At 41.6% G+C, this 26,147-nt stretch carries 28 protein-coding genes and 1 pseudogene; 14 read left to right on the top strand and 15 right to left on the bottom strand.

The genetic code is table 11. The annotated features are described in order from the left end of the window. The first annotated feature begins 150 nt into the window (after positions 1–150). The 6 genes from CYLST_RS19415 (at position 151) to CYLST_RS19390 (ending at position 5,384) form a co-directional block, all read left to right on the top strand. Positions 151–369 (top strand): hypothetical protein, encoded by a 219-nt coding sequence (locus CYLST_RS19415; RefSeq protein WP_015209435.1) that lies wholly within the window; start codon positions 151–153, stop codon positions 367–369. Between the two features lie 260 nt (positions 370–629). Further along, positions 630–2,027 (top strand): hypothetical protein, encoded by a 1,398-nt coding sequence (locus CYLST_RS19410; protein WP_015209434.1) that lies wholly within the window; start codon positions 630–632, stop codon positions 2,025–2,027. Between the two features lie 159 nt (positions 2,028–2,186). After that, positions 2,187–3,638 (top strand): ATP-binding protein, encoded by a 1,452-nt coding sequence (locus CYLST_RS32380; RefSeq protein ID WP_015209433.1) that lies wholly within the window; start codon positions 2,187–2,189, stop codon positions 3,636–3,638. A 43-nt stretch (positions 3,639–3,681) separates the two neighbouring features. Then, entirely contained in the window at positions 3,682–4,194 is a 513-nt protein-coding gene (locus CYLST_RS19400; RefSeq protein WP_015209432.1) for a GNAT family N-acetyltransferase, read from the top strand. Then, positions 4,195–4,872 (top strand): ComF family protein, encoded by a 678-nt coding sequence (locus CYLST_RS19395; protein ID WP_015209431.1) that lies wholly within the window; start codon positions 4,195–4,197, stop codon positions 4,870–4,872. A 56-nt stretch (positions 4,873–4,928) separates the two neighbouring features. Continuing rightward, positions 4,929–5,384 (top strand): PPC domain-containing protein, encoded by a 456-nt coding sequence (locus CYLST_RS19390; RefSeq protein ID WP_015209430.1) that lies wholly within the window; start codon positions 4,929–4,931, stop codon positions 5,382–5,384. A 21-nt stretch (positions 5,385–5,405) separates the two neighbouring features. On the opposite strand, the gene cobS is transcribed toward CYLST_RS19390, so the two are convergent. Then, positions 5,406–6,179 carry an adenosylcobinamide-GDP ribazoletransferase gene (cobS, locus tag CYLST_RS19385; protein ID WP_015209429.1) on the bottom strand — a complete coding sequence of 258 codons (774 nt, stop codon included), beginning with the start codon at positions 6,177–6,179 and terminating at the stop codon, positions 5,406–5,408. A 354-nt stretch (positions 6,180–6,533) separates the two neighbouring features. Here cobS and CYLST_RS19380 point away from each other — a divergent pair, with 354 nt between their 5' ends. The 5 genes from CYLST_RS19380 (at position 6,534) to psbM (ending at position 9,229) form a co-directional block, all read left to right on the top strand. Then, complete coding sequence (locus tag CYLST_RS19380) at positions 6,534–6,986, top strand: hypothetical protein (protein ID WP_015209428.1); 453 nt, start codon at positions 6,534–6,536, stop codon at positions 6,984–6,986. A gap of 150 nt (positions 6,987–7,136) precedes the next feature. After that, positions 7,137–8,285, top strand: a complete 1,149-nt coding sequence (tgt, locus tag CYLST_RS19375) for a tRNA guanosine(34) transglycosylase Tgt (protein ID WP_015209427.1) — start codon at positions 7,137–7,139, stop codon at positions 8,283–8,285. A gap of 89 nt (positions 8,286–8,374) precedes the next feature. Then, positions 8,375–8,512: a photosystem II reaction center protein K gene (locus CYLST_RS32775; RefSeq protein ID WP_006195022.1), complete on the top strand. Its 138-nt coding sequence runs from the start codon at positions 8,375–8,377 to the stop codon at positions 8,510–8,512. A 187-nt stretch (positions 8,513–8,699) separates the two neighbouring features. Beyond that, positions 8,700–8,996: a 2Fe-2S iron-sulfur cluster-binding protein gene (locus CYLST_RS19370; RefSeq protein ID WP_015209426.1), complete on the top strand. Its 297-nt coding sequence runs from the start codon at positions 8,700–8,702 to the stop codon at positions 8,994–8,996. Positions 8,997–9,112: 116 nt separating this feature from the next. Then, positions 9,113–9,229, top strand: coding sequence for a photosystem II reaction center protein PsbM (gene psbM, locus CYLST_RS33510; RefSeq protein ID WP_015209425.1), 117 nt, complete (start codon positions 9,113–9,115; stop codon positions 9,227–9,229). Between the two features lie 80 nt (positions 9,230–9,309). On the opposite strand, the gene CYLST_RS19365 is transcribed toward psbM, so the two are convergent. The 4 genes and pseudogenes from CYLST_RS19365 to CYLST_RS36815 all read right to left on the bottom strand — a co-directional run bounded on the left by CYLST_RS19365 (position 9,310) and on the right by CYLST_RS36815 (position 12,680). After that, on the bottom strand, positions 9,310–10,161 hold the full coding sequence (locus tag CYLST_RS19365; protein WP_015209424.1) for a universal stress protein: 852 nt from the start codon (positions 10,159–10,161) through the stop codon (positions 9,310–9,312). A gap of 391 nt (positions 10,162–10,552) precedes the next feature. Next, a pseudogene (locus tag CYLST_RS36820) lies at positions 10,553–10,724 on the bottom strand (IS701 family transposase); the annotation flags it as partial. A gap of 449 nt (positions 10,725–11,173) precedes the next feature. Further along, positions 11,174–11,881: a hypothetical protein gene (locus tag CYLST_RS19360; RefSeq protein ID WP_015209423.1), complete on the bottom strand. Its 708-nt coding sequence runs from the start codon at positions 11,879–11,881 to the stop codon at positions 11,174–11,176. 445 nt (positions 11,882–12,326) lie between these two features. Further along, positions 12,327–12,680, bottom strand: a complete 354-nt coding sequence (locus CYLST_RS36815) for a DUF6714 family protein (protein ID WP_425389086.1) — start codon at positions 12,678–12,680, stop codon at positions 12,327–12,329. A gap of 84 nt (positions 12,681–12,764) precedes the next feature. Here CYLST_RS36815 and CYLST_RS19355 point away from each other — a divergent pair, with 84 nt between their 5' ends. After that, on the top strand, positions 12,765–13,151 hold the full coding sequence (locus CYLST_RS19355; RefSeq protein WP_041233174.1) for a helix-turn-helix domain-containing protein: 387 nt from the start codon (positions 12,765–12,767) through the stop codon (positions 13,149–13,151). After that, complete coding sequence (locus CYLST_RS19350) at positions 13,148–13,711, top strand: transposase (RefSeq protein ID WP_041233173.1); 564 nt, start codon at positions 13,148–13,150, stop codon at positions 13,709–13,711. The genes CYLST_RS19355 and CYLST_RS19350 overlap by 4 nt, the downstream gene beginning before the upstream one ends. 262 nt (positions 13,712–13,973) lie before the next feature. Here the strand turns inward: CYLST_RS19350 and CYLST_RS19345 are convergent, their stop codons facing one another. From CYLST_RS19345 to CYLST_RS19325, 5 genes are all read right to left on the bottom strand, one after another. Continuing rightward, a complete protein-coding gene (locus CYLST_RS19345; protein ID WP_015209421.1) occupies positions 13,974–16,079 on the bottom strand; it encodes a M3 family metallopeptidase in 2,106 nt (701 codons plus the stop codon). Between the two features lie 70 nt (positions 16,080–16,149). Continuing rightward, complete coding sequence (locus tag CYLST_RS19340) at positions 16,150–16,866, bottom strand: SDR family oxidoreductase (protein ID WP_015209420.1); 717 nt, start codon at positions 16,864–16,866, stop codon at positions 16,150–16,152. A gap of 429 nt (positions 16,867–17,295) precedes the next feature. Then, the gene (locus tag CYLST_RS19335; protein WP_041233172.1) at positions 17,296–17,952 is read right to left on the bottom strand and encodes a DUF1295 domain-containing protein; all 657 of its coding nucleotides are present in this window, start codon (positions 17,950–17,952) and stop codon (positions 17,296–17,298) included. 20 nt (positions 17,953–17,972) lie between these two features. Next, complete coding sequence (locus tag CYLST_RS19330; RefSeq protein WP_015209418.1) at positions 17,973–18,746, bottom strand: SDR family oxidoreductase; 774 nt, start codon at positions 18,744–18,746, stop codon at positions 17,973–17,975. A gap of 78 nt (positions 18,747–18,824) precedes the next feature. Then, the gene (locus CYLST_RS19325; protein ID WP_015209417.1) at positions 18,825–19,715 is read right to left on the bottom strand and encodes a hypothetical protein; all 891 of its coding nucleotides are present in this window, start codon (positions 19,713–19,715) and stop codon (positions 18,825–18,827) included. A gap of 83 nt (positions 19,716–19,798) precedes the next feature. Here CYLST_RS19325 and murG point away from each other — a divergent pair, with 83 nt between their 5' ends. Next, on the top strand, positions 19,799–20,881 hold the full coding sequence (gene murG, locus CYLST_RS19320) for an undecaprenyldiphospho-muramoylpentapeptide beta-N-acetylglucosaminyltransferase (protein ID WP_015209416.1): 1,083 nt from the start codon (positions 19,799–19,801) through the stop codon (positions 20,879–20,881). 469 nt (positions 20,882–21,350) lie between these two features. Here the strand turns inward: murG and CYLST_RS19315 are convergent, their stop codons facing one another. The 5 genes from CYLST_RS19315 to CYLST_RS19295 form a co-directional block, all read right to left on the bottom strand. Beyond that, complete coding sequence (locus CYLST_RS19315; RefSeq protein WP_015209415.1) at positions 21,351–22,964, bottom strand: mechanosensitive ion channel family protein; 1,614 nt, start codon at positions 22,962–22,964, stop codon at positions 21,351–21,353. A gap of 84 nt (positions 22,965–23,048) precedes the next feature. Beyond that, positions 23,049–23,402, bottom strand: coding sequence for a slr1659 superfamily regulator (locus CYLST_RS19310; protein ID WP_015209414.1), 354 nt, complete (start codon positions 23,400–23,402; stop codon positions 23,049–23,051). A 54-nt stretch (positions 23,403–23,456) separates the two neighbouring features. Further along, positions 23,457–24,047: a slr1658 family protein gene (locus CYLST_RS19305; protein WP_015209413.1), complete on the bottom strand. Its 591-nt coding sequence runs from the start codon at positions 24,045–24,047 to the stop codon at positions 23,457–23,459. A gap of 166 nt (positions 24,048–24,213) precedes the next feature. Continuing rightward, positions 24,214–25,485, bottom strand: coding sequence for a PP2C family protein-serine/threonine phosphatase (locus CYLST_RS19300; protein ID WP_015209412.1), 1,272 nt, complete (start codon positions 25,483–25,485; stop codon positions 24,214–24,216). After that, positions 25,482–26,081, bottom strand: coding sequence for a SpoIIE family protein phosphatase (locus CYLST_RS19295; protein WP_015209411.1), 600 nt, complete (start codon positions 26,079–26,081; stop codon positions 25,482–25,484). Before CYLST_RS19295 ends, CYLST_RS19300 begins: the two co-directional genes overlap by 4 nt. Between the last annotated feature and the right edge of the window lie 66 nt (positions 26,082–26,147).

Below are 26,147 nucleotides of genomic sequence, written 5' to 3'. Positions count from 1 at the left end.
GATGTATCTGTAGGTAGTGAAGTCAAGTACTTGAAACATTTATTAATGTAAATGTAAATTCAGTGTCAGGAGTTGAAAAAGTTCTCAGTTGATTGATTGCCTCCAGCACGTTACGCTCGCTAGTTTCTTCAATAAATGGAGCACAAGATCATGAACGACCAGCAACTATCAGACTCTAAAGAGTTCTTAGGAACTCTCAAGAATGGCATTTGGCTATTTGGCATCTCATCTTGGCTATTTGGCATCACCGACCGCAGTATTGCTTCCTTCGCAGATGGTTATCTGTCTGCGTTGGATCTGATGCAACTATTTACAGCAGCGACTTTCTTTGTCGCCTGGCTATTTTTGAAGCCGACATCCAGCGATTAAGCTTTTTCAAATTGCAAATAGTAAAACTGAATTGTGGTCAGTAATCTGATTGAAAATAGGGAAATTATTTCAGGGGAACAGTTTGTATGGCAATTAGGGGTGCGCTGAAGAGTGCATCTGTGTGTTTAACATTCTACAAAAGCGGGGTAATTCTAAACCAACCAAGAATTATTCCGCTTTTTGATTTGTACTGCTATTTTTCTAGAAACTTTTAATATATAAAATAGGTCAGGTGTATAAAATTATCTAAATACCTGCCCATGCCTACTTCTGCTCAAGGCGTTCCCGGATTACCCGATTTAACACATCCGGCTGAGTTAGTGCAATTTGGTACTCAGGTTCTCCAAGGTTCACTATTATTAGTATTTTTAGTTATAGCTTTAGGAATTGCCATTGCACTGATGAGTTTTTCCCTACAGCGAAACAAGTCAGAACAACTGGTTTTTTTTGGTGAATGGGCGCTGCATTACTCCCAGCTTTTGCGGGGGTTACAACATTTAGCCCTGATATTAGTTCTCATAGTACCGGGCTTTTTTCTCTGTTCAACATTGAGCAATCGCTACCACCACTGGGAACAAGCCAAGGTAACTCAAGTAGCCGAAAGTGTTGCTGGTGATAAGCTTGAGCAAATCGCGCCACAGGTGCGCTACATTGCTGAGGAGCCATACACTTACACTACTCAAGTCAAAGACAAGATAGTTAAGGTAAATTCTACCCAAAAATTCACTCGCTTCCTGACTCTGGCTGGTTCGCAAATTCAAGTTAATCTTGACCAAAGCATAGATGTCAAAGGACGCAGCGCCATTTATAACGTAGACTACACCGCCGACTACAAAGTTGTTAACAAACTCACAGATATTAATAGTTTTTTCTTTGAAGCACCGCCACCCAACGGTTACTCTCTACTGGAGAGCTATAAAGTAGAGCGTGACAAGACCAGGTTACAACAAACGAATCCAGGTGACTATGGCTTTCCCTTCCGCTTGCAACCTGGACAAGAAACCACCTTTCGCGTTACCTATCGGGCGAAAGGGGGGCCGCGCTGGGTTTATAGCGCCGGGGAGCAGTTGCTGTCTAACTTCCGCCTGTTAGCGATCGCTAAATTTAGTCCTGTAGATTTTGCTAGTGGCATTGTACCTAATGATATTAAAGTTGATGGCAACAGCACCCAATTTACTTGGATATTTAATGACAATGTTTCTGTCAAAAACCCTTTTGGTGTGTTTACCAACAGCCTACCCATTGGTAAAACTGGCATCTTTCCCCGGTTGTTGCTTCTAACACCAGCTTTATTTTTGTGGTGGATATTGTTGCTATATTTATCACTGCCCATGAGTTTAAAAAATGTGGCGATCGCAGCTGGTATTTTCTTCGCTTGTCTGCTGACTTTGACCTATCTGGGGCGGTTAATCAATGCCCAGCTTGCTTGGACGTTTATTTCCCTGATTTTACTAGCTTTGACTTATGGCTTAGGTTCAAACCGTCGTGCTTCCCTAGCTGCGATCATCTGTACAATTTCTGGGGCTGTGTTACCGGTCTTCGGTTTATTAATACCATTCAGCGGTCTTACTCTCAGCGTTGCCGGCTTGCTTAGTGCTGTTTGGCTAGCGGTGCGTCATTGGTATGGCTGGTATGGTTTGCAATCAGATGAGCGGTGATGATGAACATTCTTGTTGTTGCTTTTATACTGTGATTCCGGCATTATCTATTCCTTTAGACAGATAGCAACTGCTTCTCTAAACTTACGTGCTATGTTTGTGTGGTTTAATCAGCATTATGAATACACACTTAAGCGCCTATACTAGAAGTAACAAGTTATGCTTGAAGCAGAAGAAAATTTTAATAACATATCTGTTGCCGATCACAACATTGAAAACATCCTAAAATATGTCTTCGAGGCAACAGCAGCAAGCACTGGTGAAGAATTCTTCACCGCATTGGTAAGAAGTTTGTCCCTCGCATTAGATGTTCCTTACGCAGTGGCAACAGAATTATCAGATGGAAAATTGCACTCATTGGCATTTTGGCAGAACGGCAAACTGGAATCAATGAACTGCTATGATCCAGAGCCAACACCTTGTAAAGCTGCATTGCAAGAGGGAAGCTACTTTTGTGCCAGAAATATCCAGCAATTCTTCCCAAAAAGCAAAGCGTTAGCATCGTTGGATGCCGAGAGCTATTATGGTGTAGCTCTTAAAGATGCTGATGGTAAATCAATTGGTGTCCTTTATGTTGTCGGTTGCAAACCGATGTTTCATCCAACTATTCTGGAAGGAATTATCCAGTTGTTTGCCATCCGGGCATCGGCAGAGTTACAGCAAAAGCGATCGCGACAATCCATTCAATATCTGAGTGAAGAAAATGCACGTCTGTATTCTCTTGAGAAAGATAAATCCCGCCAATTAGCAGAAACTATCGAGCATCTCCAACGAACTCAATTACAACTAGTGCAACATGAAAAAATGTCTGCCCTTGGTAACCTGGTTGCGGGAATTGCCCATGAAATCAATAACCCCGTCTGTTTTGTTTCTGGTAACCTTGAACCTTGTCAGAATTACCTCAATGATTTGTTTACACTGATCAACCTTTACCAACAAAAATTTCCCAATCCAGGGGCGGAGATTCAAGAAAAAATCGCGGCGATTGACCTAGAATATCTGTGGAAAGACTTGCCCAAACTGCTCAATTCGATGATGCTGGGCGTTGATCGTATTCTTAGCATCAGCAACAGTCTGCGTAACTTTTCTAGAAGCGATAATGAGTATAAAGTTCCTTTCAACGTCCATGAAGGTCTTGACAGCACTATTCTGATTCTCAGACATAGGCTAAAAGCCAACAAAGCACAGTCCAATATCGAAGTCATTACAGACTATGGAAACATTCCCCTGATCGAATGCTTCCCTGGTCAATTAAACCAAGTCTTTATGAACTTGTTGGCTAACGCTATTGAGTCCTTAGAAGATTTGCATCAAGGACGCGGTTTGCAGAAAATTACCGCCAATCCCTATCGGATTACAATTAGTACGACCCTATTAGATGATCAGCACATTAGGATTCGGATTGCTGATAATGGTGTGGGGATGACAGAGGAAATAAAAAAGCGGATCTTTGACTATTTGTTTACCACCAAACCTGTAGGCCGGGGTATTGGGTTAGGGCTAGCAATTGCCCGTCAAATTATTTTAGAGAAACATGGCGGCACAATCGAGGTGAATTCGGTGCTGGGTCAAGGAACTGAGTTTGATATCATATTGCCTGTAAAGGCTTAAGGGGCAGCTACTGTCGTTTCTCTACTAATTCAAATTTTTTTAGATGCAAGATTATTATCAAGATTTTTTAATTCGTGATTGGGAAGAAAGCGATGGGCTACGCCCCACCGTAGGTGATCGCATCCCAGCCTCTACAGTGATTAAATCTGTACTATTAGAATATGGTCTGGGTTGGGAACCCGACGGCGCAGACCGAGATGTGCTGCAAGTGGAAGAATGTTACTTAGCAACCGGCGGCGAATTTTGGGTAATAGAACACCAAAATCAGGTGGTTGGTACTGCTGCATACTACCCCATCCATCGGGGAGAAAAAGCTGTAGAAATCCGCAAAATGTATCTTTTACCAAGTGTTAGGGGTTTGGGATTGGGAAAATATTTGTTACAACAGCTAGAAGTAGCGATCGCCTCCCGTGGTTTTCAGGAAATTTGGATTGAAACCGCCAGTGTTTTAGTTGAAGCCGTCAAGCTGTACGAAAGCAACGGTTATAACCCAGCAACAGGTGTAGAAACAGCAAGATGCGATCGCGTTTACGTTAAATTTCTCAATCAACCCTAAATGCACACTTGGACTCAGAATTTCAAAGGCTTACTCAACCTTTTTCTCCAAACCAATTGCCCGCTCTGCCAACGAAACACATCAGATAGGTTTTGTCAATATTGCACCAAACAACTGCAAAACTGTCACCTAAAAAACCCTAGCTATCTGTGGCAGCAGCCCTTACCAGTGTTTGGCTGGGGGCTTTATGGCGGTTGCCTCAAAAGAGCGATCGCCGTGATGAAATACGACAAGCAACCCCAAATCGCTCAGACTTTGGGTCACTTGTTAGGAGAGGCGTGGTTATTAAAATCCCCCCAGAAAGATACACAGCTTGTGGTTGTGCCCATCCCACTCCACCCCAGCAGGCAAAAGGAACGTGGTTACAACCAAGCGGCACTGATAGCCCAAAGCTTCTGCCAAACAACTGGGTTAAAATTAAAAATAAATGGTTTAGAGCGAACAAAAGAAACTCAGGCGCAGCATATTTTATCAAGCTTTGAGCGAGAAAAAAACTTGGCAGACGCTTTTGCTGTTGGGCAAGTATTACATCGCCATCCCCCAGATACCCCAGTGCTGTTAGTGGATGACATTTACACAACTGGTGCCACGGCCAAGTCTGCTGTGTACGCACTTCGTCAATATGGGATTACAGTCCTTGGATTAGCGGCGGTTGCCACTGCCGTAAAAGACAGTTGAAAAGCTTATAATTAGCCCGACTACCCTGTGTTTTGTGGGAACACTGTATTAAATTTATGAATAAAGCTTTTGCAGCAGGTTTAAGAAAAGTCATCATTGTTCCTGTCACCTTGCTGACAATGGGCATAGGTATCAGAGCAGTTGATGCTCAAAACAAATTGTATAGCCCGATTTCTTTACCTAATAGTACTGAACTTTCTGATACCCTCACAGAACAAGACATTCCCACAGGTCAGGGGGGATTTGCCCGTGATTATACGGTGAAATTGAATAAGGGCGATAATCTAGCGGTTGATGTCGCCTCAGACAACTTTGACAGCATTATCACACTGCTGGCACCTGATGGATCGACAGTGGTAGAAAATGATGATGGACCCGATGGTACCAGCAATTCCTTATTATTTACCCGCATCGCCGAAACGGGGACTTATATCATTCGTGTCCGGTCTTTTGGAGAAACAGGGGTTGGGACTTTTAAACTTAAGGTGACAAAGCTGCAACCGATTAAATAAAGGTGCATTTTTGGGAATTGCTCAGAGTGTTGTCAGTAAGCAGAGAAATAAAGCTTCAGTCCACTCAACGACTGCGCCGTAAGTATCTCCCGTGTGTCCACCTAATTTGTGATTAAACCATGCCGCTGTCAGAATGGCGATCGCACTCCCGACAAATATCATCCCCACAGCAAAAATTAGGCGTTGGGGATATAGCAGCAAAGTTAAACCCGACATGCCGATCAACAACAATAATCCTGGTAACAAATCTTTGTAACTACGAATCGCTTGTTTATGTAATGCGCCTTTGCCAGTGGGTTTCAGGTAAGGATAGCGAGCGATCGCTACTTGTTGTCCCCAGCGTCCCCACCCACAAGCCGCCATCAGCAATAAAAACCGATTTTCTGGCAAATCTATCAAGGCAGTTGTTTTCAGCAGCACCAAGGCGATCGCTGCCATTGCCCCAAACGCACCTGTGGCACTATCCGCCATCACCGCCAGTCGCCGTTTTGGATCACCCACAGCCAACCCGTCAGCAGTATCCATGGCCCCATCTAAATGCAGTCCTCCCGTAATCCCAATCCAAACACCGACAACGATTGCGCTACGAGTAAATACAGGCATCCCGATAAAATTCAGCGCCCCATCCAATAATCCTAAAATGCCCCCAATCATCAGCCCTACGCTTGGGGCCAGACGCGCCACCCCCCGCAAGTCCAACCCGTTTATATAAGGTAGGGGAATCACCGTATAAAAAATAATCGCCGCCGTAACCTGTAACCAGAGATGTTTCCACCACTGCAATTCGTTAGTCATAAAAGATCGGTGCGAATGACGCTCACAATTCCGGCACAAGAAACAGTAGTAGATTTTAAAGCTTTAGATAAGATTTACTTGTATCAGGGATTCACAGGAAAAATTTTGTTATGCTGTTTTCAGTGTATAAAAAAGGTTTTAAGTATCAATTACCACAGAAACACGATTAACTGAAAAAGTTACAACTTCTTCAGGGATCATTTTGTTCAGTATTCTATAACTAATAACTTACTCTAAGTTATTAGTTTGTCGCCCTACAAAATTGGTATTTTTTTTAATGTAGGGAGTCAACAAGCTCTTGAATTGACTGTTTAGCTGTGTTGTCACTCACCTTCCCTCAATCGCTATTTTCCTATGAGTCACCATCTACCCGACACCAGGATACCAGCACCGTGTATTATTAACACGGGCATCATTGTGAACAAGCTCGACATGCGGCGATTACTGACTGATTTAGGTCGAGTCCACTACATCTACACCCAAGAAGATCAGCTACTAAGCGAGGGTGAAGGGGATGTGATGGAAGTATTTTCAAACCCCCAAAGGTCTACCCTAGTTGCTAACAATGCCCTGTATCTGAATGTTCATAGTTTTGATTACCTGGAACTAAAACAGTCCCCGCAGCAAGAAACCTACTTGGATCTAATGCAAGAAGGGATGTGTTTGCGGCTAATTCCGCTCTCGACCCCCCTGCAAGAGCGACGGGAGCGTAACTTTAATGTCAGCGCCATAGAAGCGATGATGGAGCAAGTGCTCTCAGCCAGATGGGATGCCGAAATGGATGACGACTGTTCCGATTGCTTCTAACTAGCAAATGATAAACCATCTGGGGAACTAGGCATTGCGGGGCTAAACCCCGTTGTAGCAACTGCCTTTCATGCCCAGAAAGAAGCTTAGTTAGGGCGGTGAGAAACCCAAGAAAGGTCTATAATTTAGCGAAATAGTATTATTTTTGCTTTGAGCGCTAATTTTTCTTTTGAATGTCTTGCCTGCTGTAGTCAGACCAAAGCTAGGGCAGGGGTTTTTTTTACCCCTCATGGGCCTGTAGAAACCCCAAGATTTATGCCTGTGGGGACTCTGGCCAATGTCAAAACCATCACTCCAGCCCAACTGCGAGACACTGGAGCACAAATGGTTTTATCCAATACTTATCATCTCCACTTACAACCAGGGGAAGCGATTGTCGCTGGCGGTGGTGGGTTACATAAGTTTATGGGGTGGGACGGGCCGATGCTCACAGATTCTGGTGGGTTTCAGGTCTTCAGCTTGAGTGAAATGCGAAAGATTACAGAAGAGGGTGTAACTTTTCGCTCGACCCATGATGGCAAAATTATTAACTTAACGCCAGAACGCTCGATTGAGATTCAGAGTATTTTGGGGGCGGATGTGATTATGGCATTTGATGAGTGTCCGCCCTACCCAGCGACTCGTCAAGAAGTTGAAGCGGCTACTGAGCGCACTTACCGCTGGTTAGAACGCTGTATAGCGGCACATGTCCGCAGTGATCAGGCATTGTTTGCTATTGTCCAAGGGGGCGTGTATTTGGATCTACGCAGCAAGGCAGCGACAGCTTTAGCTAAGTTAGATTTGCCAGGATTTGCCATTGGTGGTGTGAGTGTGGGAGAACCACCAGAATTGATGGCCAAGATTGTGCAAACAACGGCACCGCTGTTGCCACCTGACAAGCCGCGTTATTTGATGGGTGTGGGTACTTATCGAGAAATGGCGATCGCGATCGCCTCTGGTGTCGATTTATTTGACTGCGTGATTCCTACAAGATGGGCCAGACATGGGACGGCGATTGTCTCAGGAACACGCTGGAATTTGAAAAATGCTAAATTTCGGGAAGATTTTACGCCATTAGACGAAACTTGCCCTTGTTACGCCTGTCAAAACTTCAGCCGCGCTTACATATCGCATTTAGTGCGATCGCAAGAAATTTTAGCCTACACCTTGTTAAGCATTCACAACATCACCGAACTCATTCGCTTTACCCAAAAGATCCGCGAAGCCATATTAAGCGATCGCTTCATCGCCGAATTTGGTCACTGGCTTAACTCCCCTGAACCAGCAGGAGATGATCATGAGTTAATCACCAATGACTAATCACTAATCACTAATGACCAGTCACCAAACCATGTTAAGATACTTTTCAAATATGAAAGCTGTGTTGGATTAGGTGGATTTAAACGAACATGGAAGCAGCACTTTTATTAGCAAAACTGCCGGAAGCTTACCAAATATTTGACCCATTGGTAGATGTTCTCCCAGTTATTCCCGTATTCTTCTTGTTACTTGCTTTTGTTTGGCAAGCAGCCGTGGGGTTTAGGTAAGTTAATCTCTTACCGATTCCCAGGACAGGTAAATCACCTGTCCTATTTTTTTGCCTGCTCATCTTTGCTAAACTTCTTATCTCTTAATATTTTGCAACATATTCAGATAGTATTAAGTAAAATATCAAATCAAGCCTAGTTAACACAAAGCTACAAGCCACACCTACCACTCAGAAAGGGATTAGTTATGGGCAACATCAAATTTGTGAAAGAAAATAAAGAAATAGTGGCGGCAGATGGTGCTAATCTCCGGCTCAAAGCTATAGAAAATGGCATTGATATATATACATTCTTGAGCAAGATGACCAATTGTGGCGGCTACGGACAGTGCGCCACTTGCGTTGTCGAGATAGTCGAAGGACTCGAAAATCTTTCCCCCCGAACAGATGTAGAAAACAAGAAATTTAAGAAAAAGCCCGAAAATTACCGTCTTGCCTGTCAAACCTTAGTCAATGGCCCAGTCAGTGTAGTCACGAAACCTTAAGTTTTTGGGTTTAACAGTCATTAGCATTGGCAAAGGCAGAAAATTTGGGCTAACTCTGCCATCGATGATGCTATTCTAAAGTTGTTGACCGGAAATCAAAGAGAGGCTTTCTTGCCATGCAAGTAAATGAGCTTGGGTTCGTAGCGAGCATTTTGTTCGTACTAGTTCCCACCGTGTTTTTACTAATTCTTTACATCCAAACTGCTAGCCGTGAAGGTGGAAAAGATAGTTAATACTGTTGGTATAAAATAAATAACCCCTACACCATTGGTGCAGGGGTTTTTGTTGATCCACCGCTAACTCAATTTTGACTTTAAGCCACAGTCCGCGCCAACAACACAGGACAAGTGGCATTAACTCGAACATAGTCAGACAAAGAAGCCCCCAAGAGTCTGTCTATATCCACAAAACTCTTAGCAATAGACGGACGACGATCTGGAGAACCAAGCAGCAATAAGTCCGTATTCAATTCCTTCGCCAAGCGACAAATTTCTTCACCAGGTTTGCCACTACTACGAACACAACGAGTTGACACACCTTGGTTTTCGGCTGCTGTAACTGCGGCTGCCAAAGCCGAATTTTTATCTGGCTTAATATCCGTAATTTCCGTAGTTTTGCCGTTTAAGTCTTGAGTTACATTAGCCAAAATTAACTGCCCTTCCGGAATACCACGCAGCAAAAACAGAGCCAAATCCAAGCATTTCTTGGCCGCGTCTGAATTGTCTATTGCCACCATAACGCGCTTAATTCTTTTGACATAAATGTCATCTTTGACTAGCAACATGGGGCGAGAAGACAATTGGAAAACATACTGACTGACCGAGTTTGCTAAAATCGATTGCAGCCGCTTCAGTCCCCGTGAACCCATAATAATCAAGTCAGCTTCCATTTCATCAGCTATTTGACAAACAACATCTTTGGGGTCACCTTGCCGCAAAATTGAAGAAACCTGGCTGGGGTCTAAATTCAAAGACACAATAGCATTAGCCAGAATTTTGCCACCTTCTTCCCATTTAGCTGTCATCGCCTCAGTGGTACTTTGGCTAGGCACAACATGCAAAACTGTAACTTTGGCAGATTGGATTGATGGCACCTGTTTCAACGTCTTGAGCATTTCTTCCGCGTGTCCCAATCCAGAGACAGCCAGCAAAATTTTTTCTATCATTTTACGTAATGGTTGATAAGGTTTCTTGGGCTTTTGCTGCTAGTTCTGAGCGACTATCAGATGTTCTCCATCTTGCTTAATCAGCTAGTCAGTAAATCAGTACAAATAAACTTGAGTTTTTAGTCATTAGTAAGGAGAACCAATCATCGGGACAAAATACTAACGAACATTTAAGTTTCTTTGCACCTCGTTACTTTAAGTTTCAACTAAGCTTTCGATAAATTAAGCATACTTCTAATTCTGCCTGATAAACTTCACGAAATATGATGCTAGTTATTATTTTTAATCTATATTTAAGTTTTTTAATTAGAACTTAGTTAAGTATTGCAAAGAATTTCCTCAAAAAGTAGGTGAATAATTATATTAGCAAGACTTATGCATTGACAGGAAACTAACTATGTGTATTCAAGCCCACCTTCTGTTTTAGATGTTCGAGGATAAAATCACGAGCTACTTGAAAAGGTAAATTTCGCACTTTCTTCGTACCAGTTTTCAATTAACTCTTCTGTTCGCATTCATTCTAGTTGCGTAAAAGCACCAATAGCACTAAAAAAGTGAGTACGGAAAAACTTCAGAGCGTAAGTTCTAAAATATTTGGATTTTTGCTACCTCACCAGATTATTTACTCTCCGCAGGAATGATGAGCGCAACCACAAAAGTGTAAGCAATCATTAGTAATGAACCATATAAAGGTTTATAAAAGCCTTGAAAAGTCGTAGCAAATGGTTCCCCTAAAGCAAACACCCAAACTATAAATGCACCTGTAGAAATAGCACTTTATAAACAGCCTCTTAGAGGATATTTGAAAACTTTTTGGTGATGTATTAAGCACTAGCAGATCCCCCTAAATCCACGCCAGTCGCTCATGGGGGAGACCCCCAAGACCGCGCTGGCTCCCCTTAAAAAGGGGGACTTTAAGAAGTTTTACCCCCCTTTTTAAGGGGGGCAAGGGGGGATCTAGATCAATTTTGATACTTTTCAAACAACCTCTTAACCCAATCTCATATACTAATTAATTATCGTTCATGTCATCAACGGAAGTATCATCCGGTTCTTGGCTCAATAGTTCGGCTATTTCTGGAACTATTAAAACATACATATTATCTATCCAATACTCTAGTTGTCGCTCTATCAACTCTAAATTAACTTCATCAGGATAATTCCAAATCTCCTTTTCTCTGAGCCATTTCACCACCTCTTCCCATTCTCTAGCAAAAACAGCATATCCTGCTGCGTTAAATATAGGTATACGTTCTCTGGGAACATATTCTCTTTTTTGGGACTTTTCCCAGGCTTCAGGATCGTCAGCTTCCCACACATTAGTTCGACGAGCATTAATTACTGAGCGAATAGCGCAAGTACAAGATGAAGTGACTGTGAATAAATCATTTTGATGAGAATAAGCCAGTAAGACACTATGACAGCTACGTTCATAGCTAACTTCTGCTGTAAATGATTTTACAGCATCCATATTTACTCCTCTAGCAAATGTCTCGAAATATTTGGAGATATCACTGATAATTTGTCTTGGTACAGTTATCTCAGGGTGTTTTCTTTCAAAGATAGGAAGATAACGTGACATTATAAAGTAGGCAAGTTCTAGTTGCAAATCGGTAGGTAGACCATAAAGCACACGAAAGCAATTATCGGTACAAATATTTCCATAAGCATCATCGATACCTGCGATAATATCATCAAGTAATCTTTGTCTTCTTTGCATGGTCGGCTAATTTTAAAAATCTAAGGGCAGTTCAATTCGCAAATACCTATCTCCGCATATTTCTTCAGGATAAATATTGGTTTTTGCTTTGCTTAACCCAACCTAATCTACATCTGAATTGTCTAAGGTGGCAATTGAGGAATTACCCTTAGGTAAAGCGCCTTGTGGTGCTAATTCACCAGCGTCAGGTACTATCTTCTTTGGTAAGATAGCACAATATTCTGACTTTTTCTCCTCCTGAGTTTTTGGATTTTTTTGGCAGCATTCACAACAAATTATAGAAGCAACATATTGCCTGGCTTCATTTCGAACTTCATGATGCGAACCACCACCAAAGACATCGCATCTCAAGTGGAATCGTTGTAGGCGTAAGTCTTCTCAAAGAGTACAAGGAATCTCAGCATCTAAAGACTTTGAGAGTGTCAAATCAAATGTTCTCACTTCTCTAAAATCTTTCAATTGCTGTGTTTATATCGCCCAGTGGAAAGTCGCCGGAATGTTCAGTCAACAAGAACTTCAAAAATGATCTAATAGCTGATTTTTGAGTTAAACTGAAGAAACTAACTCGAAAAAAGAATCGCTTCATTTCAGATCCCTGCTCTTCAGGAGCCGTTAAACTATGAACAAAGTTGTTAGTGATAATATCTGCTTCACGATAAAATTGTATTGAAGCGAGAAGATAAGCTGGTAAATAAAAGCGGTAAGCTTGTGGAGTAAAAAAGAATAAGCTATCAGCATTATACCGTAGTGTTTCTAGAGGTATTTTTTTCCAGTCTTTGCCTCTAAAATCTCTGGCAATTTCTTCACACTCAAGATGGTTTCCACTATTACAGCACTTCCGTCTGTAATAAGGTACACTAGATGAAAATACAAATACTTTTAAATGAAGTCATACTCTGTCGACCTTCGAGAAAAAATAGTGGCGGCGCATATTCAGAAAAACATATCAATCAGGAAAGTAGCTAATATATTTTCTGTGTCAAAAAGTTTAGTACAAAAGCTTGTAAAACAACAAAAACTTGAGGGAAATTTACAACCCAAACCGCGAGGAAAACCACAATTTAGTCATCTGACAAATGCGGACATAGATTTAAGAGAATTAGTTGAAGCACATCCAGATGCAACATTGATAGAGTTATGTGAATTATTTGCAGACAAGACTGGTAATTGGGTAGGTCGAAGTGCAATGTGTTCCGCATTACAGAAATTAGGATTAAATCGTAAAAAAAAACAACGCGGAGTACCCAAGCAGGGACAGAAAGAGTACTGAATTTAAGATTAAATTATTGGGATCAGGTCAAAAATATAAAACCAGAAAATTTAGTATTTCTTGACGAAACTGGTATCCTACTTGGTTTAAAAAGGACTCATGCCCGTTCACAATTGGGAACAAGAGCTTACTCTCTCAACCCCTTCTATCGGGGTTCAAAGGTTACAGTAATTGGAGCCATTAGTATTAAAAAAGTAGTGGCATTAATGACAATGAATGATTCAATGGATGGCAACGCATTTGAAGTATTTGTATCTAAGTTTTTAGTGCCGCAGTTATGGTCAGGGGCAGTGGTAGTAATGGATAATTTATCCACACATAAACGAGATTCAATTGTGCCAATGATTGAAGCTGTCGGCGCTTCAGTCCTAAGTTTATCATCATACTCTCCTGATTTTAATCCAATTGAATTATGGTGGTCACAACTCAAATTTTTCTTACGTAGTTTTGCTCCAACTACAACAGAAATGGTTGATAAACTAATCTCAGTTGCGCTCGACTTAATAAATCCTCTGCATTTAAGAAACTGGTTTGCTAGTTGCTGCTACTGTACCTCATAACAGCGGGAAGTGCTGTATCATACACAAGTTGATCATCTCCGGGGTATTGGCTAGTAGAGAAAGCCCCTTCAATCTCTCGAACTAAATCTTCTAGGTGTCTTTTTGAAGACTTAGACATAACGATAAAGACCTTTCTATTTCATAGACTAGAAGAAGAAAATCAGCATTTTTTATTTTTACGCTATAACTCTCGGCAATTTTTTCTGCCTTACAGAGAATTGGTATTAGATCGAAAATGGTGGGCAATGCCCACCCAACGATATTAAACAGCAGCCAACAAACCATTGTGCTTAAGCAAAGCACCTGTACTCGGTTCCCGTCCTCGGAAGGATTTAAATACCTCCATTGGATGCTTGCTACCGCCCAAGGCCAGCACAGTATCACGGTAGCGTTTACCTGTGGCTTGTAACGCTGCTTCATTTTCTAGCCCTGCTTCTTCAAAAGCGGCAAAAGCGTCAGCACTCAGGACTTCAGCCCACTTATAACTGTAGTAACCGGCTGCATAACCACCTTCAAAAATGTGTCCAAAGGCGCATAAAAAAGCATCTTCTGGCAGTGGTGGCAAAACAGAAGTTGTTTTAGCAATGCGATGACGGACATCTGCGGGAGTTTCGTCACTACCAGGGTGATAGCGGTGGTGTAGTTCCAAATCAACGCTGCTTAAGTGAACTTGCCGCAACATAGCAGAACCGCTCATATAATTGCGTGCCGCTAGCAGCTTTTGATAATAATGCTCTGGTAGAGGTTCGCCAGTTTCGTAATGTTTAGCCATGCCAAAGAAAGTTGGTCGGTCATAGCACCAGTTTTCCATAAACTGACTGGGCAGTTCCACTGCATCCCACTCTACATTATTGATGCCTGCGGCTGAAGGGTAGTTAACCTTGGTGAGCATGTGATGCAAGCCGTGTCCAAACTCGTGGAACAAAGTTTCTACTTCATAGAAAGTCATCAAGCTAGGATTGCCATCTACTGGAGGAGTTTGGTTACATATCAAATAGGCTACAGGTAAGCGGATGGCAGTCACACCATTTTCTGTAGTTTTGCCCCGATTGATGCACACATCCATCCAAGCACCACCGCGCTTTTCTGCGGGACGGCTGAAAGCATCTAGGTAAAAGTAGGCGAGTGTGTCGCCTTTTTCATCAGCGATTTGGAAATAACGCACATCCTCATGCCAGACTGGAGCTTGTCCATCCGCTGGGGTGACAGTGACGCCAAACAGCCGCTTTACTAGCCCAAATAAACCATCTAGCACTTGGGGTAGGGGGAAGTAGGGACGTAATTCTTCAACGGTAAAGGCAAATTTTTCTTCTCGTTGGCGTTCTGCCCAAAAGCTGATATCCCAGTGTTTTAAATCTTCGGCTTCTGCTGCTCCCTTAGATAAGGCAAAGGCTTTGAGTTCTTCTAAGTCTTGGACAGCAGCATCATAGCTGGCTTGGCGTAATTCTTCTAAAAGCTTTTCTACTGCTTGGACGTTCTGGGCCATTTTACTAGCTAGGCTGAGTGCGGCAAAATTCTCAAAGCCGATTAAATTTGCCAGTTTTTGCCGCAAATCTAAAATGCGTTCAATTAAGGGGTTGTTATCCAATTCTCCGGTGGAAGCACGAGTGATGTGTGCTTTGTAGAGCTTTTCGCGCAGATCCCGACGGGTGCTATGTTGCATGAAAGGGCCGTAGCTGGGGAAGTTTAAAGTGATCCGCCAGGGGCCATTTTCTGGTGTGGCGTTTTCTTCTCCAGCTTCACGGGCAGCTTGAGCAGCTAGACTAAGTAAGCTGTTGGGTAAGCCGTCAATTTCTTCTTTGCTTGTGAGGGTTAGGCTAAAGGCTTTGGTGGCATCGAGGAGATGGTTAGAGAATTTGGTGGATAGTTCTGCTAATTCCATCTGAATAGCATTGTAGCGATCGCGTGCTTCTCCTGTTAAACCAACACCGGAAAACTCGGCATCGCGGATGGCTGCTTCAACAATGCGCTGCTGGGCTGATTCTAAGCTTTCCCAGGCTTTGCTAGCGCGGAGTGTCTTAAAAGCATTGTATATGGCTTGGCTTTGACCGAGGGTGTTGATAAATTGCACTACCTGCGGCTGTACAGCTTCATAAGCGTCGCGAAGTTTTGGGCTATTCTTCACACCCATTAAATGGTTGAGTATGCCCCAACTCCAGTACAGTTTTTCTGTCAATTTTTCTAGAGGTACTACTAAACCACTCCAAGTAGGTTGTACATTTGCCTCTAAGGTAATCAATTGTTTGTTTAATTCTGCTAACAGCTGGCTAAAGGCTGGTTCTACTTGCTCTGGTTTAATTTCTGTGAAGGGAGGCAAACCAAGGCCTTGAAGTAGGGGATTCTGAGAAATAGTAGCAGTTGCACTCATAGTTTTGTGTCGGTAGCCGGTAGATAGATGGGAACGTTGATTTTTATTTATATATCTTTTTAATGTAGCTTTACCAATCAATTGCTTGGCGATCGCGAAAAAATCCGCCAGTAGCACCTTGATCGGGAAGTGTTGCCAGCCAGACAATTGTATCAACGCCTTGTTCTGGGGTTAGCGGTGCTTCTGCTCCTCCCATGTCGGTTTTTACCCAACCGGGGCAAACTGAGTTAACTAAAATATTTGTGTCCTTTAATTCGCTGGCAATAATCCGCGTTAGGGCATTCAAAGCCGTTTTAGAAAGCCGATATCCAGGTGCACCACTCTGCATATCAGTCAACTGCCCCATGCCAGAAGAAACATTAACTATTCTTCCGTAATTCTGTTGTTTCATTAATGGAATTAACGCCTGAGTCACTCGCAAAACGCCATAAACGTTGGTTTCTATTGTTTGTCTCAAAGTGTCAATTTTAGCATTAAATATGCTATTATCTCCTCCTTTAACATCAAGATATATACCTGCATTATTCACCAAGACATCGAGTCTACCAAACTGCTTGCGGATGAATTCGGCTAATTTCTGGCTACTTTCTTCACTATTAACATCTAGGGGATGAAAGATTACATCTAATCCTTCGTTTTGTAACTGAAGAGCCGCTGCTTTGCCTTTTTCTTCATCCCGACTGGTGAGAATTACCTGATATCCCTGTTTAGCTAATTGGCGAGAAGCTGCAAATCCCAAACCACGATTTCCACCAGTAACTACTGCAATCTTTTTTGTGTTACTCATTGTTTCTCTGCTGTTGCAAATCCAATTTTTTGTGAGGTGGGCATTGTCTATTACTCATCACAAAATTAACTTTTTTAGTGCATAAGTTGGCTGATATTTAACTAAATCAATTTCTTTATAATCTGGGCAGTTGCCGTAAATCATTGTGTAGTTGGTCGCATTAGAAACTGATAAAAAATTCAAATTACTTATTTCTCAGGAATGATGAATGTGTCCAGTCCTGGTTCTAAACTGGTAGCCTCGGCGATCGCCAGAATTTCGTTTTATGGGGTTGTTTATCCAATTTGCTTAAATAAAGCATACTTGAAATGATTATGAGTTGCAACTAATTTCATGAAAAAATCACAGATGTTGCTTCACCTGCGACTTTCAAAGTTATCTCTTTGGGTAGATGAATTATCTACTACAATAATACACTCGCAAAAGTGATTACCAAATAAACGGAATCAAGCGGGCGCTAGATTGTTGATACTCAGGGTAGTTTGGGTACTTGCCGGGCATTGACTGTTCTTTCTGGGACATGCGCTGGAGGTAGAGAAGCAAGATTGAGCCGGGGAGTAAATAAGCCCAGGGTGAACCAGCTACCACGCTAAAACTCAGATACCGGAGCAAATCACCAAAGTAATTGATGTTGCGGGAAAATCTCCAGATTCCATCACTTACTAGCCCAGTACTGTATTGCTTGGAGGTTAACTTTTGCACATCGGCAGCGGCATTAATCAGCGTGCCAAATGTGTACAGTGGTAGTGCGATAGCTGCCTCTGTGATTGAGAGGGGGACAGGGTTGGTAAAGGCTAGGTATCCTGGAAAGGCGTAAAAAACACCAACATATAACAGGGTGAAGATGAACGCAATCAAAAGCGCAGGTTGATTAAATAATTGTCGCCGCTGGGGATAAAACCACTGTTCCAGTAGCCACCAGAGACAATAGCTGATGTGCAGACACAGATAAATTACCTGTCGTAAGTCATGGATACCGAAGATGAAAGCAAAAGCCACTAAGCAGACAATTGTCAGAGCTTTCGCTGTGTTAATTGCTGTGAGTACTGTCACTCCAGGGTTTTCAGTGTTTGCCATATTCTGCATAGGTTTATTGTTGGTTGATTTTATATTCGCCGATTCACCAATGTGGCGCTAGCTTGGTCAACTGGCATGAGCACAACTTGATTAATATTGACATGAGGCGATCGCGTGGCGCAGAAAAATATCACATCAGCAACATCATCGGGAGTTAGGGGGGTGACGCCTTGATAAACCCGTTCTGCACGTTCAGTATCACCATGAAAACGGACTTCGCTAAATTCCGTTTCCACCATCCCAGGATCGACGGAAGTTACCCGCACAGGGGTTCCCAACAAATCTTGTTTTAAACCTTCAGAAATTGCTTTGACTGCGGCTTTCGTGGCACAGTAGACGTTACCGCCGGGATAGGTTTGATGTCCAGCAATCGAACCGAGATTGATCACATGACCGCGATCGCGATTAAGCATTCCCGGAACAACATAGCGACTGAGGTACAGCAAGCCTTTGATATTCGTATCAATCATTTCTTCCCAGTCCTGAAAGTCGCCAACGTGTAACTTTTCTAAACCGCGACTCAGACCAGCGTTGTTAATCAAAATGTCGATTTCCGACCAGTCAGGGGGTAAATTAGAGATGGCAGATTCAACAGCAGAGCGATCGCGCACATCAAGCTGTAACAAATGAATTTCTCCGCCAAATATTTGATTCAGTTCATCAGCTAACTGCTGCAAACGTTCCAACCGCCGCGCTGCCAAAATCAGCTTTGCACCCGCACCAGCAAAAATTTTGGCACAAGCAGCACCAATACCACTGCTTGCACCAGTAATCAAAACGATTTGATTTTTTAAAGAAATCATTGAGTATCAAAAGTCAATAGTCCAGAGTCATTTTCCAATAATTCGGAACCAATGACCAATGACCTGTTTGACCAATAACTACTTTTTCACCACTTGTAGACGCTGAGTGATCATTGTCATCCCATCACCCCGCAGGATGACCGCAGAAATCCATTGACTACCAGGGGTTAGAGGTGCGCTTCCCACTTTAAAAAGTCCGCCAGATGACAGTAATTCCAAATCCACGGGTGTCGGTTTGAGATATTTGTCTGGAACTATGGGTTCTTCTAGCACCGTTCCCAGGAGAAAATCATCACCCAGTGGTTCTTGAACGATCGCATCAAAATTATATTTCTGACCAACTTTTACCTGTTGTGGTAGTTGGAAATTCACTTGGGGTGGCTTGCTGCCGGAAGTCAGGAGGGTGCGTTCTGACAAAATGTCTTGATTGACGATTTTCGCACCTGTAACGCGCTGGCGCGATGTAATCGTGGCATTAAGAGTCAAATTATTACTGTTAAAAGAGGATGAGCCAGTGATCTTAGTTACTGTTTCCGCAATCAGACTATTACCTTCAGATTTCCAAGATTGCAACTGTGTTGTGTAGCGCAATTTAGGGTATCGTTGCCAGAGTGATGTCAAGGATTTTTCCAAAGTCAGGCGGTTTAATCCATCCCCATGAGTGAAATTAGAGCCGTAGAATTGCATCACCCCTTTAATATCCCCGCGACTGGCAGCGGCGTCAATTTGCGTCAACAGGTTTTTTAGTTCGGCGGGTGCATTTTCGGCGGCACTGAGTTGATGGGGTAGTCTTGTAGGGGGAGTAACTTTTGCAGGTATACTCCTAGAGGGTTGTAAGTGTTGTGGTGTAATGGCTTGAGCAGATTGCCAACTACTGGTTAAACCAAGTGTCAGTAGGAATAAAATTACTGAACTATTGGCAGGAAATCTGTTGTGGTGTTTCAGTAATAAGGCAATAATGTGAGTCATTGTAAGAGTTTACTGATTTGATTAGAGAAGTCCAGGAAATTGTTTTATCTTAGTTAAGCTAGGCGCTAAATGGTATAGCTCTGATGGCAAATGCACCAATACGATTACTAATAGCGGCCAGTGGGACTGGTGGACACTTGTTTCCCGCGATCGCACTGGCGGAAAAATTACCTGATTATGAAATCGAATGGCTGGGGGTTCCCGACCGGCTAGAAACTCAGCTTGTCCCCAAACAGTATCCTTTGCATACTATTGCAGTTGCAGGGTTTCAGCAAGGGTTTGGGCTTGACTCGCTGCGGATTTTGGGTAAACTCATCGGTTCGGTTCTGGATGTGAGACGACTTTTGAAACAAGGTAAATTCCAAGGGGTGTTTACCACAGGGGGTTATATCGCAGGTCCAGCGGTGATTGCGGCGCGTTCCCTTGGTTTACCTGTAGTTTTCCACGAATCTAATGCCTTACCAGGTAAGGTAACGCGGTTTTTTGGACCTTGGTGTAGCATGGTGGCGGTGGGATTTGCCGTTGCTGCTCAATATTTACCCCGTGCTAAAAGTGTTTGCGTGGGTACTCCGGTGCGATCGCAATTCCGCGATGGGGAAATTAATCCAACTTTAAATTTAGCGATTCCTGAGGGTGTACCCTTAATTGTCGTCTTTGGTGGTAGTCAAGGCGCCGTGGGGATTAATAAATTAGTTCGCCAAGCTGCACCAAGTTGGTTTGCGGCTGGTGCTTATATTGTGCATTTAACTGGCGATAATGACCCAGAAGCGGACAGTTTGCAACATCCCCAGTATATCGCTTTGCCGTTTTACAACGATATGGCACCATTATTACGACGAGCAAATTTAGCAATTAGTCGTTCTGGTGCTGGGAGTTTAACAGAATTGGCGGTGTGTGGGACTCCAGCAATTTTGATTCCTTACCCCTTTGCGGCAGAAGATCATCAATCTTACAATGCAGACGTGTTTACCAAAGCTGGTGCGGCGTTAACCTTTAAGCAATCAGAGTTGACGGCGGAGATTTTGCAAACTCAGGTTTTGGGTTTGTTGCTCTCACCGACAGAATTAGGGAAGATGGGAGAGTTGGCAAAGGCGATCGCAGTTCCCGATAGCGCCGAGAAGTTGGCGTCCTTAGTGCGGGAAGTAGTGGACTGGAGTTTAGACTAAATGGTCGAAGTGACATACTCCACACACTCCCCTTCGGGTGAGTGTGGGCTTCTCAGCGACTCCTCTAGGAGGACATTAACTGAGCTTTAAAGCCCTATGCCCTAGGGACTTTTGGAGATAATTTTGAACTTTTTTGATAGGCTGCTTTTCAGCATTTAATTGAGTTACACCTATTGGTTAGAATTATATCAAATATGAGTGAGGAAAATCAAGAAAGTCACTCACTCGTATTCATCTCATCACCTCCCTATCGGGTAGGTAGGAGGCTTCTACTTTTTGAGCTAAAAGCAAGCAAGAAAAAACTATAGAACACAGCAGTACCACAGTAACGGGAAATCAACCCATAGTTATCGGTGAAGGATATAGTCCATTTGCATTCTAATCTTTTGTCACACTTGTCAATATCCCCTGACGAGAATCCTTACGTGAATACAACCAATATACTGGGTGGAATTAATTTACTTTGCACTCAGTGCTGTTTAAGTGAGTTCGCCAAATTCACATTTTTAGACTTGAGATATTCCAAAATCTCTTGATAAATTTGGCTGCTAACACGTTCACCCCTTCTACCATTTTCTAGTTTGATATCATCAACGAAGAAATTGAGCTTAAACTCAACATAAGTCACCCCATCATCGCTATGATTAGTACCTTTGATGATGATTTGCGGCTCTTGCCATTTTTGTCGCGGTTCCTTGAATCTTTTCTGAAACCATTCATTTAGTTCCATCACATAATCATCAATTCGAGTTTCCTCACTTCGAGGATTAGAAATTTTTTGATATAGACGCTGTGAACGCCGCTTTAGTATATTAATCTTGCGTTCCCATTCTTCAGAAATCATGTAGCTATCATCATCTAAGAGGTTGGGATCACGAATCCAGATGCGATACCATCTGCGGACTAATTCAATTAAGCTATCCTTATCTCTAACTTCTTGCAATGTGTAAACAGCACGATTATTTTGTTTTTCAGTAACAGCTTTTAACCCAATCAAAGTCATAATTTCTCGATATTCTAGCTGCACATTTTCAATTTCATCCTCAGTTAAGCCACCCTTTTCTGCAAACTGTAGAGTAACAACTAATGCCTCAAGTCCTTGTTGAATTTCTTCTAGTTTTAAAATAACCGCCAGTTCTGAATTTAAACGTAATTTACCTATTTCTTGTTGTTTTATTAGTTCGTTGATTTGATAGTGGCTATCAATCATATTTAATTTTGTATCAATATCTCCTAAAGTATCTGGATGAGCTAAAATGATCTCTTTCATCGCCAATTTAACATCACACAAATCGTGATCAACTAATACTTCAACCTGGTTTGAATAATGATAGTAAGATGTAGGACGGCTAAGATTAACAATACTTTGACTTTGTAAATTACTATTAGGAATATAAATATCGCAATGCTTGTCAGGTATATAGAGTTGAGTAACCCTGACACCAATTTTTCCAAGTATAGCAATTGAGCCATCATCCAGTCGTAAAACATCACCAAATTGAAAAGGTGTATCAATTAAGAGAACCACACCACTAAAAAAGTTAGCTAGGATACCTTGAGCAGCAAAACCAATGACAAATGTTGCACCACCTAAAGTTACCCAAATTCCTGTCAGATCGACTCCAAGCAAGCGTAGAGACAAAACACTAGCGATTAGGTAAACTACAACAGGAACTACTGCTTCTAAAAGCGGAAGCAATACATCATCCCACATCGCTTCCGTTTGCTGGGTATAATCCTTGAGATAATAGATAAAAACCTGGATAAACAATTGTACTATCCAGTAACTAATCCCTATGATTAATCCGACTGATATGAGATTTTCAAAGCTGTCAATTATCTGAACTGAAGGTAATCTCTCACAGGTTAACTTGAGGACAGCTAAAACAAAAATAGCTAAAGCTGGATAGGTAGAAACGTTAAGTGTAACCAGAGCAATATCCCGTTCAAATTTGCGAAATATGGAACGCAAAATGTAAAACAAAATGAAATAGATGAGCATTCCCCCAGCAATAGAAATCAACAAACTACTGGCAATAAACGCCCATGTATTAATCTCAAATGGCAATACTTTTTGTAGCATTATTTGATGATTTAAATGAATGAATCAGTAGAAGAGCTAGCTTCTGAATATTTGCAATTTGTGCTGTAAAAATTACCAATTATTTCAGAGTACTTCTAGTTTTAATCCAGGTAATAATTTCACTAGATTCTGCAAAGATTTACCTTGCCAAGGTTGATCATTAGAGCCTAATACAATTAACTGAGTTCCTTTCTTTTTGCGTAAACTCATCACAAATTTTGAGAGCATACTGATACCAGAACTGTTGAGAAATGCTAGTTTTATCAAATTTATAGTCATTGTTTCTGGATCAGTTGCAGCAACCTCATTAAGTAAATTAGTGATTGGTTCATACTCATTAGGTCCACCAAGACTCAACTCACCTTCAAAATTAATAGTGGTTGAATCAGGCTCAAATTGAACGGTATAATCTTCTCCCTTAATTTCCTGAGCCAGCATTTTTTATCCTTCCTGAAGTAAATGATTTAATAATTAAACTTTTACTGATGAATACTATACTTTGAATTGAGCCATTGTAGTCACAGTCATAACTGGGGAATCACCTTCAATTAAGTCTATGCTCCAACCCAGTTTAGCACCATAGTCATTAATCATCGTCAACAGACCTAAACCCGACGCTTCTGTATCTTCTTCAACACTTTTTTCGACTTGGCTAATATACATATCATTGGGATCGGAAGAAAGTAACTCTTCAATGAACGCTTTTAATTTATCCACATCTCCTGATTTGACACTATTAGTCGCAAAAATTACAGCTATTATATCATCGATATTTTCCACAAAGTGAACACCAAATTTAACTTTGTAATTGGAATTTTCATCGTTATACTTAATAGCATTTTCCAGTAACTCGTTGGCTACATAGCTAACGGCACCTTTGCTTTCCTTAATCCGCCTTTCACGACTTGGATCATTTTCATCAACTGGGAGGAAATTAGCAAAGTAATCAGCCACGAAATGAGCAGAAAGGCGATTATTTTTCCAGCGTTGCTTAATTGGACGAGAGCTAGGGGTAAAAGTGAGTTGTAGGAAATCCTGCTCTAGAGGAAAGTCTGTGATAAATTCACCAAATACTTCAGTCATGTTTATAGAACCTGTAAGGTAAATAAGTAATCAAGACACAGATAACACTATGAATAAAGCCATTACTTAAATGGAAGGTAAAACTTTTTCAAAAAGTGTTTTTTGGATAAAACATATTTTCTTGATTGTTTCATGTTGTCAACATTACTTCTAAATCTTGTGACATTTATTGATAAAGATCACTTTGCCGCTTTAGCACCAATAAAGTGATGTCATCGAATACTTTTTGCTTGCCAATATGTCGCCGCACATCAGTAATTACTGCATCTTTGATATCTGGGGCAGATTTATGCCAATTCTCGCTAATTACTTCACAAAGTCTCTCTAATCCATACTGGATTTTATTAATATCTTTTGCCTCTGGAATGCCATCTGTATAAAGTGCAATTCCATCACCCGGTTTTAACTCCAATGTAATATGACTGATAAAGTCAGCAATTTCACTATCTAAACCAATAGGGAACCCTAAGTCCATCGTGTCAATTCGTTCAACTTTACCGTTGTTGCGAATGATGAGAATTTCTTCATGCTGTCCACTAATACTAACTTCTCCATCTGCATAATTAACAATTGCTAGAGTTAAACTTTTTTCAGAATTCATGCGTTGCACATTTTTATATATTGTGCGATTCAGTGCATCTAAAAATCTGACTGGATCAACTTCCTGAATTTCTTTCAGAGTGCGAACAGCAGTTTGAACCATCAGCATCAAAATACCACTTTCTAATCCGTGTCCGGTTACGTCACCAATACCTAGTGTGACTACGCCATCTGTATACAGAACATCATAGTAATCTCCACCCACTTCATCAGCAGGTTCCATGAATCCGGCGATATCGAGTTTTTCAATTGCCAATTCTTCTGGTTTTGGGAGAATCATCTGCTGGAGCATTCGGGAAACATTGAGTTCTGCTCCCATTCGTAGATTTTGTTCTTTAAGCTGTTCTTTCATGATGGTTGTTTGCTTTAAATCATCCAGAGATTCATATAGTTCACGGTTTCTAATTTCCAGTTCTGTCATTAATTCATTACGGCTTTTTTGCTGGATAATAGACTTAATTTTGGCGATGGCATCTTGATCAAAAATTTGGCGATTGCGCAAACTAATCATAGCCTGCACCCGATACAAGTTATTTTTTAAAGTCAGGGAATTGACTTGATCAAAAAATGGAGTTAATAAGTTGATGCCTGGCAAAGATTCATTAGCTGTAAAATTCAAACAAAACACAGAATTACCAACAGCCGTGTCAATCTCAAATTCAATTTGAAAGCTAATAGACAATCTATAGAGAGAGCGGCACATTTCTGAGGTTGCCGTAGCTATGCGAGTAGCTAAAATAGTTTCTCCAGTCATCAATTTGACAACAGTAAAAACCTTGTTTCGCACCTCATTCACAGGTAGATGATGATTAACAAGAATGTTACCTAATGGGATCATTTTCTGTACTTTAAAACTACACAAGTTGCATCATCATGGACTTTATCAAAATGCCGCACCATATTTCTAGAAATCCTATTAGGACTTTCATAGAGAATCTGAGGATAATCATTTATTTCAAAATGATCTTTAATCCCATCTGTATAAAGTAAAATAATATCCGATTTGCTTAACTCAATTTTCTGTGCTATGGGTGTGCGAAGATGGCTGCCAATTATACCTTCTGTTGAGCAGAGTCGGATTGAGCGATTGCCAAAAACCCGAAGAACTGTATTGCCCACGCCTGTGTAAGATAACTCACTTGTTGCCAAATTCAGAACACTTAAACCTGCGGCTGCACCACGAGTTCCTTTAATTTCTGCGTGTAGTTGATGTAGAGTTGCTACTACATCATTGTTCCAAGTTTCTTTGAGAAAATCTTCAATCTGACGAGCAACAAGATAAGCATCATGTCCATGTCCAAGTACATCAACAATAGCTATAAACACCAGTCCTTCTCGCTCTTCAACAATTACCGTATCTCCACTGAAACGCTCTCCAAAGCAAGGACGACCAAAGAAAGCACAATCTAAAATATCTGAAGCTTTTATAGACATTCATTTTCTCGATAAATATTCAGGCAATTAGATAATTTCTTGAACATTATCTTGATTTATTGCTGA

The organism is Cylindrospermum stagnale PCC 7417 (assembly GCF_000317535.1).
Classification (GTDB): Bacteria; Cyanobacteriota; Cyanobacteriia; order Cyanobacteriales; family Nostocaceae; genus Cylindrospermum; species Cylindrospermum stagnale.
This window is presented reverse-complemented; position numbering and strand designations above follow the sequence as displayed.

Coding starts and splice junctions, on each gene's coding strand:
- CYLST_RS19330 (WP_015209418.1), bottom strand. CDS start 18,746: ATGATTTCTTTAAAAAATCAAATCGTTTTGATTACTGGTGCAAGCAGT.
- CYLST_RS19380 (WP_015209428.1), top strand. CDS start 6,534: ATGAGTCACCATCTACCCGACACCAGGATACCAGCACCGTGTATTATT.
- CYLST_RS32380 (WP_015209433.1), top strand. CDS start 2,187: ATGCTTGAAGCAGAAGAAAATTTTAATAACATATCTGTTGCCGATCAC.
- CYLST_RS32775 (WP_006195022.1), top strand. CDS start 8,375: ATGGAAGCAGCACTTTTATTAGCAAAACTGCCGGAAGCTTACCAAATA.
- CYLST_RS19325 (WP_015209417.1), bottom strand. CDS start 19,715: ATGACTCACATTATTGCCTTATTACTGAAACACCACAACAGATTTCCT.
- CYLST_RS19410 (WP_015209434.1), top strand. CDS start 630: ATGCCTACTTCTGCTCAAGGCGTTCCCGGATTACCCGATTTAACACAT.
- CYLST_RS19300 (WP_015209412.1), bottom strand. CDS start 25,485: ATGATCCCATTAGGTAACATTCTTGTTAATCATCATCTACCTGTGAAT.
- CYLST_RS19355 (WP_041233174.1), top strand. CDS start 12,765: ATGAAGTCATACTCTGTCGACCTTCGAGAAAAAATAGTGGCGGCGCAT.
- psbM (WP_015209425.1), top strand. CDS start 9,113: ATGCAAGTAAATGAGCTTGGGTTCGTAGCGAGCATTTTGTTCGTACTA.
- CYLST_RS19400 (WP_015209432.1), top strand. CDS start 3,682: ATGCAAGATTATTATCAAGATTTTTTAATTCGTGATTGGGAAGAAAGC.
- CYLST_RS19305 (WP_015209413.1), bottom strand. CDS start 24,047: ATGACTGAAGTATTTGGTGAATTTATCACAGACTTTCCTCTAGAGCAG.
- CYLST_RS19390 (WP_015209430.1), top strand. CDS start 4,929: ATGAATAAAGCTTTTGCAGCAGGTTTAAGAAAAGTCATCATTGTTCCT.
- CYLST_RS19295 (WP_015209411.1), bottom strand. CDS start 26,081: ATGTCTATAAAAGCTTCAGATATTTTAGATTGTGCTTTCTTTGGTCGT.
- CYLST_RS19360 (WP_015209423.1), bottom strand. CDS start 11,881: ATGCAAAGAAGACAAAGATTACTTGATGATATTATCGCAGGTATCGAT.
- CYLST_RS19395 (WP_015209431.1), top strand. CDS start 4,195: ATGCACACTTGGACTCAGAATTTCAAAGGCTTACTCAACCTTTTTCTC.
- murG (WP_015209416.1), top strand. CDS start 19,799: ATGGCAAATGCACCAATACGATTACTAATAGCGGCCAGTGGGACTGGT.
- CYLST_RS19365 (WP_015209424.1), bottom strand. CDS start 10,161: ATGATAGAAAAAATTTTGCTGGCTGTCTCTGGATTGGGACACGCGGAA.
- cobS (WP_015209429.1), bottom strand. CDS start 6,179: ATGACTAACGAATTGCAGTGGTGGAAACATCTCTGGTTACAGGTTACG.
- CYLST_RS19335 (WP_041233172.1), bottom strand. CDS start 17,952: ATGCAGAATATGGCAAACACTGAAAACCCTGGAGTGACAGTACTCACA.
- CYLST_RS19370 (WP_015209426.1), top strand. CDS start 8,700: ATGGGCAACATCAAATTTGTGAAAGAAAATAAAGAAATAGTGGCGGCA.
- CYLST_RS19345 (WP_015209421.1), bottom strand. CDS start 16,079: ATGAGTGCAACTGCTACTATTTCTCAGAATCCCCTACTTCAAGGCCTT.
- CYLST_RS19340 (WP_015209420.1), bottom strand. CDS start 16,866: ATGAGTAACACAAAAAAGATTGCAGTAGTTACTGGTGGAAATCGTGGT.
- CYLST_RS19310 (WP_015209414.1), bottom strand. CDS start 23,402: ATGCTGGCTCAGGAAATTAAGGGAGAAGATTATACCGTTCAATTTGAG.
- CYLST_RS19315 (WP_015209415.1), bottom strand. CDS start 22,964: ATGCTACAAAAAGTATTGCCATTTGAGATTAATACATGGGCGTTTATT.
- CYLST_RS19415 (WP_015209435.1), top strand. CDS start 151: ATGAACGACCAGCAACTATCAGACTCTAAAGAGTTCTTAGGAACTCTC.